The organism is Streptomyces sp. NPDC002566 (assembly GCF_042889585.1).
In the GTDB taxonomy this organism is placed as follows: Bacteria; Actinomycetota; Actinomycetes; order Streptomycetales; family Streptomycetaceae; genus Streptomyces.
The window spans coordinates 227067-246475 of record NZ_JBIARD010000009.1 but is presented as its reverse complement, the minus strand read 5'-3'; the positions used below and the strand labels follow the sequence as shown (position 1 = coordinate 246475).

The following is a 19409-nucleotide window of genomic DNA, read 5'->3' as shown; positions in this document are numbered from 1 at the left end:
ACCCCGCGTCTGCGGCATGATCCGCCGGACAGCCCCTGAGGCTCGGCCGTGCTCCGAGCGCAGGCGGGAGCCGCCCCCCTCCGCTGCCGACGTGCTGTCGGGCGGCGCGGAGGGAGACGGCTTCAGCGGTGGGTGCTCAGGCGGTGAGGCGGGCGATGGCCTCGTCGACCGTGAGTTCCTCGCGCTCGCCGGTACGGCGGTCCTTCAGCTCCAGGACGCCCTCGGCGGAGCGACGGCCCGCGACGAGGATCCTCGGTACGCCGATCAGCTCGGAGTCGGTGAACTTCACGCCCGGGGAGACGCCGGCCCGGTCGTCGACCAGGACGCGCAGGCCCGCCGCCCGCAGCTTCTCCGAGACGTCGAGGGCGAGTTCGGTCTGGAGCGCCTTGCCCGCGGCGACGACGTGCACGTCGGCCGGGGCGACCTCGGCGGGCCAGCACAGACCCTTGTCGTCGGCGGTCTGCTCGGCGAGGGCGGCGACCGCGCGGGAGACGCCGATGCCGTAGGAGCCCATCGTGACGCGGACCGGCTTGCCGTTCTGGCCGAGGACGTCGAGCTTGAGCGCGTCGGCGTACTTGCGGCCCAGCTGGAAGATGTGGCCGATCTCGATGGCGCGGTCCAGCTTCAGGCCGGTGCCGCACTTCGGGCAGGGGTCGCCCTCCTGGACGACGACGACGTCGACGTAGGCGTCGACCTCGAAGTCACGGCCCGCGACGACGTTCTTCGCGTGCGTGTGCTCCTTGTTGGCGCCCGTGATCCAGGCCGTGCCGGGGGCCACCCGCGGGTCGGCGATGTAGGTGACCTTCTCGCCCAGACCCTGCGGGCCGACGTAGCCGCGGACCAGGTCGGGGCGGCCCACGAAGTCCTCGGCGGTGACCAACTCGACGGCGGCCGGGGCGAAGTGGGCCTCGACCTTGTCCATGTCGACCTCGCGGTCACCGGGCACGCCGACGGCGACGATCTCGCCGTTCACCTTGACGAGGAGGTTCTTCAGGGTGGCGGAGGCCGGGACGCCGAGCGAGGCGGCGAGGGTCTCGATGGTCGGGGTGTCCGGGGTGGGGATCTCCTCGGCGGCGGGCACGCCGGCCGCGTCCACCGGGCTCAACTCGTACGTGATCGCTTCGGTGTTGGCCGCGAAGTCGCAGTTGGGGCAGTCGGCGAAGGTGTCCTCGCCGGCGCCGGCCGGGGCGAGGAACTCCTCCGACTTCGAGCCGCCCATCGCGCCCGCGGTCGCCGCGCAGATGCGGTAGTCGAGGCCGAGGCGCTCGAACACCTTCTGGTAGGCCTGGCGGTGCAGGGCGTAGGACTTGGCGAGGCCCTCGTCCTCCACGTCGAAGGAGTAGGAGTCCTTCATCTGGAACTCGCGGCCGCGCAGGATGCCGGCGCGGGGGCGGGCCTCGTCACGGAACTTGGTCTGGATCTGGTAGAGGATGACCGGCAGGTCCTTGTAGGAGGACGCCTGGTCCTTCACGATCAGCGTGAAGATCTCCTCGTGGGTCGGGCCGAGGAGGTAGTCGCCGCCCTTGCGGTCGTTGAGGCGGAACAGCTCGGGGCCGTACTCGTCCCAGCGGCCGGTCGTCTCGTAGGGCTCCTTCGGCAGGAGCGCCGGGAGCAGCACCTCCTGGGCGCCGATCGCGTCCATCTCCTCACGGACGATGCGCTCCACGTTGGCGAGGACCTTCTTGCCCAGGGGCAGCCAGGTCCAGATGCCGGCGGCGGTGCGGCGGACGTAGCCGGCGCGGACGAGGAGCTTGTGGCTGAGGACCTCGGCGTCCGCGGGGTCGTCGCGCAAGGTCTTCGCCATCAACTGGGACATGCGCTGGACCGGTGCGTTCGCCATGGTTCTCGTACTCCTGCCGGGGTGACGGTGATGGCTAGGAGGTTAGCCGGGAGCCGGGGGTCGCCGGAAATCCGTTATCGGCGCAGAAGGGGGAGCGGGGCGCCCATGACGGCGTACGGGCGGGGGGCGCTGGGGAAGAGGACGCGGCGGGCGAGGTCCTGGTAGCCGAGGGAGCGGTAGAGGGCCCTGGCGGGGCTCTCGGTGTCGATCGCGGAGAGGATCGAGCGGGGTTGGGTCGCCTCGTCGGTGATGGCGGTGATCAGGGCGCGGCCCGCGCCGCGGTTCTGGTAGGCGGGGTGGACGTGCAGCTCGGTGATGACGAAGGAGTCGTCGAGCCAGGCGTCGTTGCCCAGGGCGCGCAGGTAGGGCTCGACGACGGTGGACCACCAGTGGGCGCGGTCGTTGGGCATGCCGTAGACGAAGCCGGCCAGGCGGCCGTCGGCGGTGGTGGCGCCGAGGGCGCGGGCGCCGGGGTACGTCATGTGGCGCAGCACGATCTGCCGGCGGACGGCCACCTCGTCGGGGCCGAGTCCGAAGGCGACGGCTTGGACTTTCAGGGCCTCGTCCACGTGTGCGGAGAGATCCAGGGGGCCGATGACGAGGTCCATGCGGGGAGACTACAGGGGGCTTTCGGGCGTGCGGGCCGGTGGATCCGCTCCCGGCCGGCGTGCGGGAACGTCTTTTCAGACGCGGGGCGTTCTTTCAGAACAGGAGGCTGGTGCTTTCAGAAGAGGACGCTCATGAAGGCGCCCACCTCTCGGAAGCCGACCCTCTTGTACGTGCGCCGCGCCGCGGTGTTGAAGTCGTTGACGTAGAGGCTGACGACCGGGGCCACGTCGGCGAGGGCGTAGCGCAGGACCGCGGCCATGCCGGGCGCGGCCAGGCCCCTCCCCCGGTACTCGGGGGCCACCCACACGCCCTGGATCTGGCAGGCGTCGGGGGTCGCCGCGCCGATCTCCGCCTTGAAGGCGACCCGGCCGTGCTCGTCGAGGCGGGCGAAGGAGCGGCCGGCGCCGACGAGTTCGGCGACCCGGGCCTGGTAGAGGAGACCGCCGTCGCCGGCCATCGGGGAGACGCCGACCTCCTCGGTGAACATCGCCACGCAGGCCGGCATGATCGTCTCCATCTCGTCCTTGCGGATGCGGCGGACGTAGGGATCCGGGGCGACGTCGGCGGGCATGCGGTCGGTGACCATGAGGGGCTGGTGGGCGCGGATCTCGCGGGCCGGGCCCCAGCTCGGCTCCAGCAGCCGCCACAGCTGGGCGGTGGCGTCGGCGGGGCCGACGATGGAGGAGCAGCGGCGGCCGGCCCTTCTGGCCCGGTCGGCGAAAGCGCGTACCGCGCGCGGGGTGGCGCAGATCGGGACGAGGTTGGCGCCCGCGTAGCACAGGGACGTCAGCATGCCGTCCTCGTACCAGCCCCACATCTCGCCGCCCAGCCGCCACGGGTCCAGGCCGGCGACCTGGACACGGGAGGTCACGAAGGCGTTGGTGACCGGCTCGCGGTCGAGGACCGCCAGAGCGGCGTCCAGGTCGCTCGGTTCGAGGACCCGGGAGGTGGTCTGCGTCAACAAGTGCGGGCCTCACACTGGGGTCTGCCTGATCCCCGCACTGTACCTGCCGAGAATGTGCCGCGCCGCCCCGTCCCGAAGCCGCTGCGGGCCCGGCCGGTCTCCGTGACGGGCCCGGGCGTGATCGTCGCCTGTGCCAGGATCGCTCCATGATCTTGACGACCGAGCGGGCGGACGCCCGTGAGTGGCCGCGGGAGCCGCTCGCGGAGCTGTTCAGCGAGGGCTTTCCCGCGTTCATCACCGCCGACCGGCTGGTGAAGGAGTACATAGGCCGGGTCCGGGAGTGGTTCGCGGACCTGGATCTGATGCTGGTGGACGAGGACGGGGCGCCGGTCGCGGCGGGGTGGGGAGTGCCGGTCCGCTGGGACGGGCAGGTCGGCACGCTGCCCAGCGGGTACACCGACGCGCTGGTCCGGGCCGTCGAGGGCCGGGAGCGGGGCGTGGAGCCGGACACGCTGGTGATCTGCGGGGCGGTCGTCACGCCGGCGTTGCAGGGACGGGGGCTGGCGGGCCGGATGCTGTCGGCGCTGCGCGAGACCGGGCGGGCGGCGGGGCTCGAGCGGGTGGTCGCGCCGGTGCGGCCCACGACGAAGGCGCGCTACCCGGTGACCCCGATCGACGCCTTCATGCGGTGGCGCCGCCCGGACGGCACCGCACTGGACCCGTGGATCCGCACGCACGAGCGGCTGGGCGCGCGGATCCTGGCGGCGGCGCCGGCCTCGCAGACGATGACCGGCACGGTCGCGGAGTGGGAGCGGTGGACCGGGCTGGCCCTGCCGGAGTCCGGGGAGTACGTCATCCCGGACGGCCTGAGCGTCCTGCGGGTGGACGTGGAGTCGGACGCGGGCGTGTACGAGGAGCCCAACGTGTGGATGAGACACCGCTGACCGGACGGGCGGGACGCGGGCGGGCCGGCCGGGGGGTTTCTTGGACGCGGCGGTGTCGACCCCGGGGTTCAGCGGTCCCCACCCCGGGGACTCCTGGGCGCGGCCGTGCTGGCCCGGGCGTTCTCGGACGCAGCGGTGTCGACCCCGGGGTTCAGCGGACCCCACCCCGGGGACTCCTGGGCGTGGGCCTTGCCGACCCAAAGGTTCTGGACGCGGCGGTGTCGACCCCGAGGTTTCCAGGCGCGGCCGGGCCGACCCGGGGTTCCTCTGAGTGGCCGTGCCGACCCGGGGCTGGCCTCGGGTCGGCTCGTGTGCGGCCGTGGTCGGGCCGGCTCAGCCCGCGACCGACACCGACGGTTCGCCTGAGGTGATGCCGTCCGACTCCATCTGCTCGGCCAGCTTCATGGCCTCCTCGATGAGGGTCTCCACGATCTTGGACTCGGGGACGGTCTTGATGACCTCGCCCTTGACGAAGATCTGGCCCTTGCCGTTGCCGGAGGCGACGCCGAGGTCGGCCTCGCGGGCCTCGCCGGGGCCGTTGACGACGCAGCCCATGACGGCGACGCGCAGCGGGACCTCCATGCCGGTCAGGCCGGCGGTGACCTCTTCGGCCAGCTTGTAGACGTCGACCTGGGCGCGGCCGCAGGACGGGCAGGAGACGATCTCCAGGCCGCGCTGCTTGAGGTTCAGGGATTCCAGGATCTGGTTGCCGACCTTGACCTCTTCCACCGGGGGCGCGGAGAGGGAGACGCGGATGGTGTCGCCGATGCCCTGGGACAGCAGCGCGCCGAAGGCGACCGCGGACTTGATGGTGCCCTGGAAGGCGGGGCCGGCCTCGGTGACGCCGAGGTGGAGGGGGTAGTCGCAGGCGGCGGCGAGCTGGCGGTAGGCCTCGATCATCACGACGGGGTCGTTGTGCTTGACCGAGATCTTGATGTCGCGGAAGTCGTGCTCCTCGAAGAGGGACGCCTCCCACAGCGCGGACTCGACGAGCGCCTCCGGCGTGGCCTTGCCGTACTTCTGGAGCAGCCGGCGGTCCAGGGAGCCCGCGTTGACGCCGATGCGGATCGGCGTGCCGTGGTCCTTCGCCGCCTTGGCGATCTCCTTGACCTTGTCGTCGAACTGCTTGATGTTGCCGGGGTTGACCCGGACGGCCGCGCAGCCGGCCTCGATCGCGGCGAACACGTACTTCGGCTGGAAGTGGATGTCGGCGATCACCGGGATCTGCGACTTGCGGGCGATGGTCGCGAGGGCGTCGGCGTCGTCCTGGGTCGGGCAGGCGACGCGGACGATCTGGCAGCCGGACGCGGTCAGCTCGGCGATCTGCTGGAGCGTGGCCCCGATGTCGGACGTACGGGTGGTGGTCATCGACTGCACGGACACGGGTGCGTCCCCGCCGACCGCCACGGAGCCGACCTGGATCTGCCGGCTCTTCCGGCGCTCGGCAACCCTGGTCGGAACGGACGGCATGCCGAGAGAAATCGCAGTCATCTGCTGTGCAACCCCAAGTCGTGGATCAAGGCCCAGGTCCCGTCAGCGGCGGGCACCAGGCTTCGAGATTACGGCACGGGCGCGGAGCCGGGCACATCCCGCCGGTAAACGCCCGATGGGACCGGCGCGCCCCGCCCCGGCCCCGCCAGGACAGCGCGGGGACGGCGGACGGCCGGACAGCGAGGCGCCCGGCCGTCGTGAACCGAGGCGGTCAGGAGATCTTGATCGGGTTCACCACGTCGGCGATGAGGACGAGGATGGTGAAGCAGATGAAGATCCCCGCGACCACGTAGGCCACCGGCATCAGCTTCGCCACGTCGAACGGGCCCGGGTCCGGGCGCCGGAGGACCTTGGCGACGGTGCGGCGCAGTGACTCCCACAGGGCGCCGGCGATGTGGCCGCCGTCCAGGGGGAGCAGAGGGAGCATGTTGAACAGGAACAGGGAGAGGTTGAAGCCGGCCAGGAGCATCACGAACATGGCGAGCTGCTGGGAGGCCGGGATGTCGAGGGTGGCGATCTCGCCGCCGACCCGGGCCGCGCCGACGACGCCCATCGGGGAGTCCGGTTCGCGGGGGCCGTCGCCGAAGGCGGCGTCCCACAGGGCGGGGATCTTGGAGGGCAGGGCGGCGAGGGAGTCGACGGCGTCGCCGACCCGGTCGGTCATCCAGACCACGGAGTCGCCGAAGTCCTGCTTGACGACGCCGGTGGCGGCGCTGAAGCCGAGGAAGCCGGCCTTGACGTACTCGCCCTGGACGTAGGCGCCGGCCGCGTCCTTCTTCGCGACCTGGTTGGTGGCGATCGTCGCGCGCAGGGTCACTTCCTTGCCGTCGCGGTCGACGACGATGGGCACCTGCCGGCCCGCGCTGTCGCGGATGAGGTCGGACAGGGTGTCCCAGTCCTCGGTGCGCCTGCCGTCGAAGGAGACGATCTTGTCGCCCTTCTCCATGCCGGCGGCGGCCGCGGGGGAGGCCGGGTCGGACGGCTTGCAGGTGTCGCGGTTCTGGCTCTGCGCGATGACGCACGGGGAGACGGAGGCGACGGTGGTGGTCTGCTGCTGGATGCCGAAGCCCATCAGCACGATGAGGAACAGGACGAACGCGAGGACGAGGTTCATGAAGGGCCCGGCGAACATGACCACGACGCGTTTCCACGGCTTGCGCGTGTAGAACATGCGGGTCTCGTCGCCGGGCTGGAGCTCCTCGTACGCGGCGGAGCGGGCGTCCTCGATCATGCCGCGCCAGGGTGAGGTGGAGCGGGCGGTGATCCGGCCGTCCTCGCCGGGCGGGAACATGCCGATCATGCGGATGTAGCCGCCGAACGGGATCGCCTTGACGCCGTACTCCGTCTCGCCCTTGTTGCGCGACCAGACGGTGGGGCCGAAGCCGACCATGTACTGGGGCACGCGGATGCCGAAGAGCTTCGCCGTGGACAGGTGGCCCAGCTCGTGCCAGGCGATGGAGACGAGCAGGCCGACCGCGAAGACCACTATGCCGAGGATGAACATCAGGGTCGTCATGCGCGGGCCTCCGCCAGGATGAACGTCAAGGTCGTCATGCGCGGGCCTCCGCCAGGATGAACGTCAAGGTCGTCATGCGCGGGCCTCCGCCGCCGTCTGTGCCGTCAGTTCCCGGGCCCGGGTCCGCGCCCAGGCCTCCGCTTCGAGGACGTCCGGCACGGTGAGTGAAGTTCCCGTGACCGGCGTGCCGTGCTCCTCGACCACGCGGGTCACGGTGTCCATGATGCCGTTGAAGGGCAGCGCGCCCCGGCGGAACGCCTCGACGCACTCCTCGTTGGCGGCGTTGAACACCGCCGGCGCCGTCCCGCCGAGTTCGCCCACGTGCCGGGCGAGGTTCACCGAGGGGAAGGCCTCGTTGTCGAGGGGGAGGAACTCCCAGGTCGACGCCTTGCTCCAGTCGAAGGCGGGCGCCGCGTCGGGCACGCGCTCGGGCCAGCCGATGCCGATGGCGATGGGCCCGCGCATGTCGGGGGGCGTCGCCTGGGCCAGTGTGGACCCGTCCGTGAACTCAACCATCGAGTGGACATACGACTGGGGATGCACGACCACCTCAATGCGGTCGAAGGGAATGTCGTAGAGGAGGTGCGCCTCGATCACCTCCAGGCCCTTGTTGACGAGGGTGGCGGAGTTGATCGTGATGACGGGACCCATGGCCCAGGTGGGGTGGGCGAGGGCGTCCTCGACGGTGACGTGCGCCAGTTGCTCCCTGGTGCGGCCGCGGAAGGGGCCGCCGGAGGCGGTGACGACCAGTTTGCGGACGTCCGTGCGCGTACCGGCGGCGAGGGCCTGGAAGAGGGCCGCGTGCTCGGAGTCCACGGGGATGATCTGGCCGGGTGCGGCGAGCGCCTTCACCAGCGGGCCGCCGACGATGAGCGACTCCTTGTTGGCGAGCGCGAGGGTGCGGCCCGCTCGGAGGGCGGCGAGGGTGGGCGCGAGTCCGATGGAGCCCGTGATGCCGTTCAGGACGGTGTGGCAGTGCGCGGCGTCGGAGCCGGCGAGCTCGGTGGCGGCGTCCGGTCCGGCGAGGATCTCGGGCAGCGGCTCCCCGGCGCCGTACTCGGCGGTGAGCGCCTCGCGCAGGGCCGGTACGACGTCCTCGCGGGCGACGGCGACGGTCCGCACCCGCAGCCGGCGGGCCTGTTCGGCGAGGAGGGCGACCCGGCCGCCGTTGGCGGACAGGCCGGTCACGCGGAAGCGGTCCGGGTTGCGCAGCACGAGGTCGACGGCCTGGGTGCCGATCGATCCGGTGGCGCCGAGGATCACCACGTCCTTGGGTCCGTCGCCGGTGACGGGGTCGTGGACGAGGTGCGGGTCGGCCAGGGCGCGGATCGCGGCACCGCCGAGGTCAGTTCCCGGTGCGGTGGGGGCGGCGTGGCGTCGCGGGGCGGCCGGGGTTTCCGGCCCGCGCCCTGAGGGGGCTGGACTGTCGCTCATCCCCCCATTGTCTCCGTAACGGGAGCGGGCGTGGACAGGGCGTCCCCTCGTGATCCTTCCGCTGAGGGGACGCCCTGGTGGGGGGTGTGCGGTGTCACCTGATCGGACGGTGCACGTTCTCCCGGCGGCTGGGCCCGGGGGTGGCGTCGGCGATCCAGGGGCCGTCGCCGGAGGGGTCGACGACGCCCTCCTCCAGCCATTCATAGGTCCCGCCGAGGACGCCTTCGACGACCTTGCGGTCGACGTCGTCGGTGTTGGACCACAGGCGCGTGAACAGTTCCTCCACGCGGACGCGGGACTGGCGGCAGAAGGCGTCGGCGAGCTGGTAGGCCTCGCGGCCGTGCTCGCCCCGGCCGCGCAGCATCTCGGCCCGCACGCAGGCCGCGCTCATCGCGAACAGCTCCGCGCCGATGTCGACGACACGGCCGAGGAAGCCCTGCTTGGTCTCCATGCGGCCCTGCCAGCGGGACATGGCGTAGAAGGTGGAGCGGGCCAGTTTGCGGCAGTGGCGTTCGACGTACCGCAGGTGCGGGGAGAGGTCGACCTCGTGCTTGAACTCGGTGTAGGAGTTGGGGAGCTGGCCGGGTCCGGTGACGAGCTTGGGCAGCCACCTGGCGTAGAAGGCGCCGGCGTTGGCGCCTGCCTTCGCCTTGTCCTGGAGGGACTTGTCGGGGTCGATGAGATCGCCGGCGACGGAGAGGTGGGCGTCGACGGCCTCGCGGGCGATCAGCAGGTGCATGATCTCCGTGGAGCCCTCGAAGATGCGGTTGATGCGCAGGTCGCGCAGCAACTGCTCGGCGGGGACGGCGCGTTCGCCGCGGGCGGCGAGGGACTCGGCGGTCTCGAAGCCGCGTCCGCCGCGGATCTGGACGAGTTCGTCGGCCATCAGGCAGGCCATCTCGGAGCCGTAGAGCTTGGCGAGGGCGGCTTCGATGCGGATGTCGTTGCGGTCCTCGTCGGCCATCTGGCTCGCCAGGTCGACGACGGCTTCGAGCGCGAAGGTGGTGGCCGCGATGAAGCTGATCTTGGAGCCGACCGCTTCGTGGTGGGCGACGGGCTTGCCCCACTGCTCGCGGACGCCCGACCATTCGCGGGCGATCTTCAGGCACCACTTGCCGGCGCCGACGCACATGGCGGGCAGGGAGAGCCGGCCGGTGTTGAGGGTGGTGAGGGCGATCTTGAGGCCGGCGCCCTCGGGGCCGATGCGGTTGGCCGCGGGGACGCGCACCCGGTGGAACCGGGTGACGCCGTTCTCCAGGCCGCGCAGACCCATGAAGGCGTTGCGGTGCTCGACGGTGACGCCCTCGGAGTCCGCCTCGACGACGAAGGCGGTGATGCCGCCCTTGTGGCCCTCGGACTTGGGCACCCGGGCCATGACGACCAGGAGGTCGGCGACGACGCCGTTGGTGGTCCACAGTTTGACCCCGTCGAGGACGTAGTCGTCGCCGTCGGGGACGGCGGTGGTGGCCAGCCGGGCGGGGTCGGAGCCGACGTCGGGTTCGGTCAGCAGGAAGGCCGAGATGTCGGTGCGGGCGCAGCGGGGCAGATAGGTGTCCTTCTGCTCCTGGGTGCCGAAGAGCTTCAGCGGCTGCGGTACGCCGATGGACTGGTGGGCGGACAGGAGGGCGCCGAGCGCGGGGCTCGCGGTGCCGACCACGGCGAGGGCCTTGTTGTAGTAGACCTGGGTGAGGCCTAGGCCGCCGTACTTGGGGTCGATCTTCATGCCGAGGGCGCCGAGCTCCTTGAGCTCGTTGATCGTCTCGTCGGGGATGCGCGCCTCGCGTTCGATGCGGGCGGAGTCGATCCGCGTCTCGCAGAAGTCGCGGAGCTTGGCGAGGAAGGCCTCGCCGCGGCGGGCGTCCTCGCCGGCGGGCAGGGGGTGGGGGTGGATCAGGTCGAGCCGGAAGCGGCCCAGGAACAGTTCCTTGGCGAAGCTCGGCTTGCGCCAGTCCTGCTCCCGGGCGGCCTCCGCCACCTGGCGTGCCTCACGTTCGGTGACGGTGGGGCGGGGTCGGGAGGAAGAGGTGGGTGGTGCGGACATGAGGCTCACCTCGCCGCGAATCGGGATCTTGGACCTATTCGGTTACTGACGGGTCCTACCCGATCGTATGTACCGGATCCGCAGTCGCCCCACCACCCCTGCGGCGGCGATGGGGCCGGAGGGAGGCCGGTTCCGCCGCGGGCGCCGCCGGGCTCCGCCCGTGTCGGAGCAGGGGCGGCACCCCGGCCGCGCCCTTGCGCCGAAGGAGTGGCACGGTGGGGCGACGGCCGCGGCCCGCTCCCGGCGGGAACGGGGGCGTGAGAACGTCCGGAGGTGCTGTCGAAGCGCTTCGACGAGCTATGGACACCCACCCTCGCTAGAGCTACTGTCGAACCACCCTCACCCGCCCCTGTTCGCAATGCGCACTGTCGAAGCGCTTCACAAAGCTTGGAGAGCTGGATGGTCACCCTCGCCGAGGTCGCCCAGCACGCCGGAGTCTCGGCGAGCACGGTGAGCTATGTCCTCAGCGGCAAGCGGTCCATCTCCGCGACCACCCGGCAGCGGGTCGAGCAGAGCATCCGCGAGCTCGGCTACCACCCGAACGCGGGCGCCCGCGCCCTGGCCAGCAGCAGGTCGAACATCATCGCGCTGATGGTCCCGCTGCGCACCGACATGTACGTGCCCGTGATGATGGAGATCGCCATCGCGGTCGCCACCACAGCCCGCACGCACGGCTACGACGTCCTGCTGCTCACCGGCGAGGAGGGCCCCGACGCCGTCCGCCGGGTCACCGGCAGCGGGCTCGCCGACGCGATGATCCTGATGGACGTCCAACTGGATGACGAACGGCTGCCGTTGCTGCGGGGGACGGATCAGCCGGCGGTACTGATCGGGCTGCCCGCCGACACCGCAGGGCTGACCTGCGTCGATCTCGACTTCACGGCGACGGGCGCGCTGTGCGTGGAGCACCTGGCCAAGCTCGGCCACCGGGACGTCGCCGTCATCGGCGAGGCCCCCGCAGTGTACGAACGGCACACCGGGTTCGCCGAACGCACCCTCGACGGACTGCGCGCCCGCGCCCGGGAGTTGGGGGTGCGGCTGCTGCACCGCCCGTGCGAGGGCGGGTACGGCGCCATGGCCGCGACGCTCGCCCGGATCCTCGACGAGCGGCCGGGCACCACCGGTTTCGTCGTGCAGAACGAGTCGGCGGTCGAGCCGCTGCTCGCGCTGCTGCGCCAGCAGGGGCGGGCCGTGCCGGAGGACGTGTCGGTGCTGGCGATCTGCCCCGAACAGGTCGCCGTCCAGGCCTCGGTGCGGCTGACGTCGGTCGCCATCCCCGCGCAGGAGATGGGCCGGCACGCGGTGGAACGTCTCGTCGCCAAGCTCGACGGCCGGGGTGAGAGCGAAGTGGTGCTGCTGGAACCCGAGTTGACGGTCCGGGCGAGCACCGGACCGGCGCCCGCCTCCCCCTGAACCACCGCACCCGCCTCCCCCTGAACCACCGCACCTGCCTGCCCCTGAACCACCCGCGCGCCTCCCCCTCACCCTCCGCTCCCCCGCCGCGACGCCCCGCCCTCCGCACGTCCGCACTCCTCCAGGAGCACAGGAGCCCCCTCGTGAATCAGCCTGCCGAAAACCAGACCCAGGTCAGCCTCGCGCAGTCCTCGCCCACCGTCGGCACCTTCCGTGAGCGGGACGGCGCTCTGGAGTGGAGCGGGCGCCAGGAGACGCTGCGCGTCGAGCCGTGGGGGCCGGACGCGGTCCGGGTCCGGGCCCGCCTGGGCGGCCCCGTCCTGGCCGGCCTGCCCGGCGCACTGCTGCCCCAGGCGCCGCCGACGCCGTCCACCGTGAAGATCGAGGAGGGCCGGGGGCGGCTGACCGTCGGCGCGCTGACCGTCGAGGTGGACGCGGAGGGCCTGGTCCGCTTCCTGCGGACCGAGGACGGCTCCGAGGTCCTGTCCGAGGCGCGCGCCCACTTCTGGTGGCCCGGCCCCCGCCTCTACACGGCCGTCGGCAACGGCCACCACCGGCTGGAGCAGCGCTTCGCCGCCTACGACGACGAGAAGCTGTACGGCCTGGGCCAGCACCAGCACGGCCGGCTGGACCAGAAGGGGCTGGTGCTGGACCTGGTGCAGCGCAACGCCGAGGTCGGCATCCCGGTGCTCACCTCCAGCCGCGGCTACACACTGCTGTGGAACAACCCGGCGATCGGCCGGGTGGAGCTGGCCGGCAACGGCACCCGCTGGGTGGCGGACTCGGCTCGGCAGATCGACTACTGGATCACCGCGGGCGCGCCGGCCGACGCCCAGCGCCGCTACAGCGCGGTGACCGGCCGCACCCCGATGCTGCCGGAGTGGGCGGCCGGCTTCTGGCAGTGCAAGCTGCGCTACCGCACACAGGACGAACTCCTTGCGGTGGCACGGGAGTACAAGCGGCGGGGGCTGCCGCTGTCCGCCATCGTCTGCGACTTCTTCCACTGGACCCATCTGGGCGAGTGGAGGTTCGACCCCGCGGAGTGGCCCGACCCCGCCGCGATGGTCGCCGAACTGGACGAGATGGGCGTGAAGTTGGTGGTGAGCGTCTGGCCGTCGGTGTCGCCGCTGAGCGAGAACCACGCGGTGATGGAGCAGCGCGGCCACTTCATCGGCACCCAGTACGGTCCGCTGGCGCACGCCGACTGGCCGGACAAGGGGGTCGCCTCGACGGTCCAGGTGGCCTTCTACGACGCCACCAACCCCGAGGCACGCGAGTTCGTGTGGTCGCGTATCCGGGACAACTACCTTCTCCCGTACGGGATCGACGCCTTCTGGCTGGATGCCTGCGAGCCGGAGCTCAAGCCCGGCTTCCCGGAGAACCTGCGCTACTGGGCGGGTCCGGGCCTGGAGGTCGGCAACATGTACCCGGCGGAGAACGCCCGAACGTTCCACGAAGGGCTGCGCGCCGAGGGCAAGAAGGACATCGTCACGCTCAACCGCTCGGCGTGGGCGGGCAGTCAGCGCTACGGGGCGGCCCTGTGGTCGGGTGACATCGGCACCGACTTCGCCACCCTGCGCCGTCAGATCGCCGCCGGTCTCAACACGGCGCTGTCGGGCATCCCTTGGTGGAACACGGACATCGGCGGCTTCCACGGCGGCGACCCGGACGACCCGGCGTACCGCGAGGTGATGGTCCGCTGGTTCCAGTTCGGCGCGCTGTCCCCGCTGATGCGGCTGCACGGCTTCCGTGACCCGGGCATGCCGCTGGGGCCGGAGATGACCGGCGGTCCCAACGAGGTGTGGTCCTACGGGGAGGAGGCCGGCGCGATCCTGGAGCGGTATCTGCGGCTGCGTGAGCGCCTCAAGCCGTACATCCTCAAGGTGATGCGCGAGGCCCACGAGGAGGGGCTGCCGCCGATGCGGCCGCTGTTCCTGGAGTTCCCCGAGGACAAGCTCGCCTGGCAGGTCTGCGACGCCTACATGTTCGGTGCGGAGCTGCTGGTCGCCCCGGTGCTGGAGCCGGGCGCGACGACCTGGACGACGTATCTCCCCGCGGGTGCGGGCTGGACGGACGCGTGGACGGGTGAGACGTACGAGGGCGGCCAGGCCGTGACGGTCGACGCCCCGCTGGACCGGATCCCGCTGTTCCTGCGGGACGGGGCGCGGCTGCCCGTGGCGGAGTAGCCGCGCACAGGAGGGTGCGGCCGGTCCCGTAGGGGAGGGACCGGCCGCACCGTCGCCGCGTGGGTCAGCCGCCGCTCACGGTCAGGTTGTCGGTGGTGAAGTTCAGACCGCCGGCGGAGGAAGTGATCTCGTAGCCGAACTGGACGTCGCCGATGGTCTCGTCGCCGAACCAGTGCTTGGTGTCCTTGATCCACTTGAGGATCGGCAGGATGTCGACGGTGCCGGAGGTCGAGTTGGAGGTGCGGATGAACGAGAAGACCTCGTTGGAGCCGTTGCTGCCCTTGTGGACGGTCCAGGTGTGGCCGCCGAGGGTGACGGTTCCCTGCGAGGAGCCCAGCGGGCCGACGGGGCCGGTCTTGTTGACCCAGAGCATGATCTCGTAGTCGTAGTCGGTGTCCCAGATGTCGTACGAGGTGTTGTACGCGCCGGAGGACGGGACGGTGACGTTGTAGGTGCTGGTGAGCGAGGAGAGCGCGCTGATCCGCTTGTTGATCACCTTCTTGGAGTCGGGGTAGGACTTGATGCCGCCGGTGTTGGGGTGATTGGCCCAGACTCCCCAGTTGGTGCCGGAGTTGGCCCAGACGCACTGGCTGCCGAAGCCGGAGCCCCAGATGTTGTTGTAGAGGGTGTAGCCGTTCAGGCTGGTGGTGCCCCAGCGGTCGCAGGAGTTCCAGACGGCGGCGGACGCGGGGGCGGCGGCGAGGGCGACGGTCGCGCCGAGGGCCAGCGCCGGGGCCAGTACGGCCGTGCCGAGCTTGCGCGGTGTGCTCAGTGCCATGGTGTCCCTTTCCATGGGTGGGGGGATTCGCGGGGGTGTCACCACGCCTTCGTGTGAAGGACGTGGTCTTCTCCGGCGACGAGGTCGAGCACGCTCGTGCCGGAGGGGGTCCGCAGTTCGACGCGGCGGGTGCGGGTGGGGCGCAGCACCGCGTGCGTCTCCTCGGGGCTCCAGGCGAGGTCGAGCACGGCGCCGAAGCGGGTGCGGACGCCGAGGAGCCGGCCTCGCGGCAAGGCCGTGGGGAGGGCGGGCAGCAGGACCAGCCGGTCGGGGGTCGACTGGACGAGGGTCTCGATCAGCACGGCGGGCAGGGTGTGGGCGGCGTCCGCGTTGTAGACGTGTCGGTTCGGGTAGTGGGCGCTCATCAGCGAGGCGTGGAAGTAGTCGCCTTCGAGGACCTGGGCGAGCGCGTGGGCGGCGCGGTCGGCGTCGCCGAGGCGGGCGGCGATCAGGGCGTGGTGGAGGTGGCCGTGCGCGGAGTCGTTCTCCGCGCCGCGCAGCCGCAGGGCGCGGTGGGCGGCGGCCGCGAGGCGCGGGGTGTCGTGGGGGGTGATCTCGTCGAGGGGCCAGACGGCGTAGAGGTGGCTGAGGTGGCGGTGGTCGTAGGTGTCGTCGAGGCCGGGCCGGGCCCATTCGGCGAGGGCGCCGTCGGCGTTGACGCGGTGGGGCGGGAGGCGGTCGGCGAGGGCGCGCCAGCGGTCGGCTTCGGGGGTGTCCGGATGGTGGTCGGCCGCGGTGCGCAGGGCGTGGCGGGCCGCGGAGAGGTCCATGGCGGCGTCGAGCGTTCCCCAGCTCGCGCCCGCGGGGCGGTTCTCGGGCGAGTAGGAGGGGACGACGACGAGCCGGCCGTCGGCGTCGGTGCGGGTGAGGAAGTCCTCGTAGAAGCGGGCGACTTCGGCGAGGGCGGCGGCGGTGCGCGGGTCGTGCCCGCCGTGGGTCTCCTCGTGGTCGACGAGCGGTTTGAGCAGCCAGTCGGCGCCGGCGGTCCACAGGTGCAGCGGGTACTCGCGGCTGAAGTGGTACGTCAGTCCTGACTCGCCGTCGGTGTGGGAGGGCGCGACGACGCCGCGGGCGCCGAAGACGGCGCGGGCGTTCTCCCGCCAGTCGTCGAGCTGGCCGTGGACCAGGTCGGCGAGGGCGGCGGTGACCTCGGGCAGGTCCGCCGCGGCGGCAGACGCCGTCTGGAGGTTGAGGTTGGCGTTCGTGGTGAAGGCGCCGGACCAGGCGGTGTCCCAGTCGCCGGTCCACAGGCCGGTGAGCCGGGGCGGGAAGAGGCCGCCGGCGCTGAGGAGGTGGTAGCGGCCGGCGGCGAAGAGCCGTTCCAGCAGGGCCGGGCTGCCGGGCCGCCGGAGCAGTTCCGAGCCCGGCAGGGCGCGTTCGTCCGGGTCGGCGGCGAGGTCGAGGGTGACGCGTTCGTACGCGGTGCGGTGCAGCCGGGTGTGCCGGTCGAGGAGAGTGCCGTAGGACAGGAGGGTGCCGTGGGGGCCGTCGGCGAGGAGGGCGCGCAGGGCGCGTGTCTCCTCGGTGACGTCGGGTTCGCCGGTGTGGCGGCGGACGCGGGTGAGCAGCAGCACGGATTCGGCGTCCTCGACGCGGACGCCGGGCCCGGCGGGGAGGGTGCGGCCGCCGGTGACGGTGAGGAGGGCGACGCCGGTGTAGGAGCGGTCGCTGCCGGGGTAGCGGGCGTGGAGGGTGAGTGCGGCGCCTTCGGGGGTGCTCAGGGCGCCGTGTGCGACGCGGAGGTCGGCGGGCGCGCCCGGGAGGCGGTGGTCGAGGCTGACGTCGAGGGTGAGGCGGCCGCCGGTCACCTGCTGGACGATCACGTCGTCGGCGCGGGAGACGAAGACGCGGCTGGTCCGGTCGCCGTCGGCGGTGGTGACCTCGCCGGTGGCGAAGTCGACGGCGCGGCGGTACCGGGGCCGGTCCTCGGCTGCGGTGGGCGGACGCCGAAGGCGGGTCTGGAAGCCGGGGTGGAAGGGCTGCACCCATTGCAGGGGGCGGCCGTCGGTGAAGTCCTCGGCGGCGATGAGGTCCCCGGCGAGCAGCCGGTCCTGGAGGTCGGCGAGTCGTGCGGCGAGCTCGGGGGGCCGGGCGTGCTCGGCGCCGTTGGGGCGGACCAGGGTGTGGTGGGTGACGACGACCCGGTCGTCGTCGGGGTCGCCGAACACCAGCGCGCCGTGGTGGCCGTTGCCGCTGAGGAAGCCGTCCTCCCAGCGGGCCGCGGGGCGCGGCTCCCAGGTCCCGTGGACGGGGCCGCCGGTCATGGCGCCAGCACGGCGACGTCGTAGCGGCCGAGGGTGATCCCGTCGCTCACGCCGGCGCCGGTCACGAGGTCGCGGTGGGTGCCCGGCACGGCGACCCTCACGGTGTCCCGCCCGTGGTTCAGCAGGAAGAGGAGGTCGCCTCGGCGGACGGCCTCGACCTGGTCCGGCAGTCCGCCGAGGACGGGGCCCACGCCCGCGTCCGCCGCGATCCGGGCGAGCAGGTCGCGCAGGGCGTCCGGCTCCGGGAGCGTGGAGACGTACCAGGCGCGGCCCCTGCGGAGCACGGCGGGCATGCCGTCGAGGTCGCCGCCCCGGTAGCGGGCGTGGGTCTCGGCGTCGTCGCTCGGCTCGATCTCCTCCGACCACAGCGTGCCGCGGAAGCCGTCGCACTCGGTGTGCTCCCCCGCCTGGAGCGGCCACCACTCGTGCAGGACGCGGATGCCGAACAGCTCGCGCAGCCGGGCGTCCATGCCGCCGGGGCGCACCCGGTCGTCGTGGTCGGCGACGCCGGTGAGGAAGCCGCTGACCAGGGTGCCGCCGTCGCGCACGAAGGCGAGGAGGTTGTCGACCGCTCTCCCGGTGAGGGCGTACAGCTGGGGGACGACGACCAGTTTGTACGGGGTGAGGTCGTGCTCGGGGTGGGCGAAGGCGGCGGTGAGGTGGGCCCGCCAGAGGGCGCGGTGCCAGGCGGTGAGGACGTCGGGGTAGTCGACCTCGGTGGAGGGGCGGCCGTCCTGGGCGCCGGCCCACCAGGAGTGCCAGTCGTGCAGCACGGCCACCTCGGCGACGACAGGGCGTCCCGTCACATGGGGGCCGAGCCGGGCGAGGTCGCGGCCGAGCTGCTTGACCTCCTCGAAGGTGCGGCCCTGCTCGCCCGCGTGGCTGAGCATCCCGGAGTGGAACTTCTCCGCGCCCTGCCGGGACTGCCGCCACTGGAAGTAGCAGACGGCGTCCGCGCCCCGGGCCACCGCCTGGAGCGACCAGAGGCGGTTCATGCCCCGGGGCTTGGGGTGGTTCACACCACGCCAGTTGACCGGTCCGGCCGCCTGTTCCATCAGCATCCAGGGGCCTCGGGCCTGCGAGCGGGTGAGGTCCTGGACGAGGGCGCCGGCTTGCGCGCCGTAGGGGTCGCGGGGGTCGGGGTAGAGGTCGACGGAGACGACGTCCTCCTCCTCGGCCCAGCGCCAGGCGTCCAGCCCGGACCACAGCGGCATGAAGTTGGTCGTCACCGGGATGTGCGGGCTGTGCCGGGCGACGATGTCGCGTTCGGCGAGGTAGCACTCCAGGAGGGCGTCGGAGGTGAAGCGCCGGAAGTCCAGCAGCTGGGCGGGGTTGCGCAGGTAGTGGGTGCGGCGGGCGGGCAGGATGCCGTCCCAGGTGTCGTAGCCCTGCCCCCAGAAGGCGGTGCCCCAGGCCTCGTTGAGGGCGTCGAGGGTGCCGTACCGCTCGCGCAGCCAGCGGCGGAAGGCTGCGGCGGCCTCGTCGCCGTGGTCGTACGTGCAGTACTCGTTGTTGATGTGCCACAGGATGAGGGCGGGATGGCGGCCGTAGCGGGCGGCCAGGTCCTCGGTGATGGCGGCGGCGTGACGGCGGTAGACGGCGCTGGAGTGGGAGAAGTGCTGCCGGCCGCCCCACCATTCGATCGCGCCGTGCTCGTCGCGGGGCAGGGTCTCCGGGTGGAGGCGGCCGAGCCACGGCGGGGGCGAGGAGGTGGGGGTGGCGAGGACGACTCCGACGCCGTTGTCGTGCATCAGGTCCATCAGCTTGTCCAACCAGCCGAACTCCCGCGCCCCGGGCCGGGGTTCGATCCGGGACCAGGAGAAGACGCCGAGGGTGACGGAGTTGACGCCGGCGTCGCGCATGAGACGGACGTCGTCGTGCCAGGTCTCCTCGGGCCACTGCTCGGGGTTGTAGTCGCCGCCGAAGAGGAGGCGGCCCCGGGTGGCGCCGGCGAGGCCGGGACGGTGGCCGGCGGGCATCAGACGGGCT

The 19409-nt window shown here is 72.2% G+C and carries 13 protein-coding genes; 3 read left to right on the top strand and 10 right to left on the bottom strand.

Features of this window, described 5'->3' with window-relative positions; genetic code table 11:
• Positions 1 to 136: 136 nt before the first annotated feature.
• The 3 genes from ACFYXA_RS31415 to ACFYXA_RS31405 all read right to left on the bottom strand — a co-directional run bounded on the left by ACFYXA_RS31415 (position 137) and on the right by ACFYXA_RS31405 (position 3413).
• Complete coding sequence (locus ACFYXA_RS31415; RefSeq protein ID WP_389039258.1) at positions 137 to 1840, bottom strand: proline--tRNA ligase; 1704 nt, start codon at positions 1838 to 1840, stop codon at positions 137 to 139.
• 74 nt (positions 1841 to 1914) lie between these two features.
• Positions 1915 to 2448, bottom strand: a complete 534-nt coding sequence (locus ACFYXA_RS31410) for a GNAT family N-acetyltransferase (RefSeq protein ID WP_130444834.1) — start codon at positions 2446 to 2448, stop codon at positions 1915 to 1917.
• A gap of 116 nt (positions 2449 to 2564) precedes the next feature.
• Complete coding sequence (locus tag ACFYXA_RS31405) at positions 2565 to 3413, bottom strand: GNAT family N-acetyltransferase (RefSeq protein ID WP_389039253.1); 849 nt, start codon at positions 3411 to 3413, stop codon at positions 2565 to 2567.
• 146 nt (positions 3414 to 3559) lie between these two features.
• Here ACFYXA_RS31405 and ACFYXA_RS31400 point away from each other — a divergent pair, with 146 nt between their 5' ends.
• Positions 3560 to 4297 (top strand): GNAT family N-acetyltransferase, encoded by a 738-nt coding sequence (locus tag ACFYXA_RS31400; protein ID WP_389039250.1) that lies wholly within the window; start codon positions 3560 to 3562, stop codon positions 4295 to 4297.
• Between the two features lie 333 nt (positions 4298 to 4630).
• On the opposite strand, the gene ispG is transcribed toward ACFYXA_RS31400, so the two are convergent.
• The 4 genes from ispG to ACFYXA_RS31380 all read right to left on the bottom strand — a co-directional run bounded on the left by ispG (position 4631) and on the right by ACFYXA_RS31380 (position 10779).
• Complete coding sequence (ispG, locus tag ACFYXA_RS31395) at positions 4631 to 5788, bottom strand: flavodoxin-dependent (E)-4-hydroxy-3-methylbut-2-enyl-diphosphate synthase (RefSeq protein WP_352247114.1); 1158 nt, start codon at positions 5786 to 5788, stop codon at positions 4631 to 4633.
• A 211-nt stretch (positions 5789 to 5999) separates the two neighbouring features.
• Positions 6000 to 7292 (bottom strand): RIP metalloprotease, encoded by a 1293-nt coding sequence (locus ACFYXA_RS31390; protein WP_207228868.1) that lies wholly within the window; start codon positions 7290 to 7292, stop codon positions 6000 to 6002.
• An 84-nt stretch (positions 7293 to 7376) separates the two neighbouring features.
• Positions 7377 to 8738: a 1-deoxy-D-xylulose-5-phosphate reductoisomerase gene (gene dxr, locus ACFYXA_RS31385; RefSeq protein ID WP_389039245.1), complete on the bottom strand. Its 1362-nt coding sequence runs from the start codon at positions 8736 to 8738 to the stop codon at positions 7377 to 7379.
• Between the two features lie 94 nt (positions 8739 to 8832).
• Positions 8833 to 10779: an acyl-CoA dehydrogenase family protein gene (locus tag ACFYXA_RS31380; RefSeq protein WP_389039243.1), complete on the bottom strand. Its 1947-nt coding sequence runs from the start codon at positions 10777 to 10779 to the stop codon at positions 8833 to 8835.
• Between the two features lie 399 nt (positions 10780 to 11178).
• Here ACFYXA_RS31380 and ACFYXA_RS31375 point away from each other — a divergent pair, with 399 nt between their 5' ends.
• The gene (locus tag ACFYXA_RS31375; RefSeq protein ID WP_351338247.1) at positions 11179 to 12192 is read left to right on the top strand and encodes a LacI family DNA-binding transcriptional regulator; all 1014 of its coding nucleotides are present in this window, start codon (positions 11179 to 11181) and stop codon (positions 12190 to 12192) included.
• A gap of 143 nt (positions 12193 to 12335) precedes the next feature.
• Complete coding sequence (locus ACFYXA_RS31370) at positions 12336 to 14378, top strand: TIM-barrel domain-containing protein (RefSeq protein ID WP_389039238.1); 2043 nt, start codon at positions 12336 to 12338, stop codon at positions 14376 to 14378.
• A 64-nt stretch (positions 14379 to 14442) separates the two neighbouring features.
• Here the strand turns inward: ACFYXA_RS31370 and ACFYXA_RS31365 are convergent, their stop codons facing one another.
• From ACFYXA_RS31365 to ACFYXA_RS31355, 3 genes are read right to left on the bottom strand one after another with little or no spacing between them, the layout of a single operon-like run.
• On the bottom strand, positions 14443 to 15156 hold the full coding sequence (locus tag ACFYXA_RS31365; protein WP_389039235.1) for a hypothetical protein: 714 nt from the start codon (positions 15154 to 15156) through the stop codon (positions 14443 to 14445).
• A 38-nt stretch (positions 15157 to 15194) separates the two neighbouring features.
• Positions 15195 to 17420 carry a glycoside hydrolase N-terminal domain-containing protein gene (locus tag ACFYXA_RS31360; protein ID WP_389039232.1) on the bottom strand — a complete coding sequence of 742 codons (2226 nt, stop codon included), beginning with the start codon at positions 17418 to 17420 and terminating at the stop codon, positions 15195 to 15197.
• On the bottom strand, positions 17417 to 19399 hold the full coding sequence (locus ACFYXA_RS31355; protein WP_389039229.1) for a beta-galactosidase: 1983 nt from the start codon (positions 19397 to 19399) through the stop codon (positions 17417 to 17419). Before ACFYXA_RS31355 ends, ACFYXA_RS31360 begins: the two co-directional genes overlap by 4 nt.
• Between the last annotated feature and the right edge of the window lie 10 nt (positions 19400 to 19409).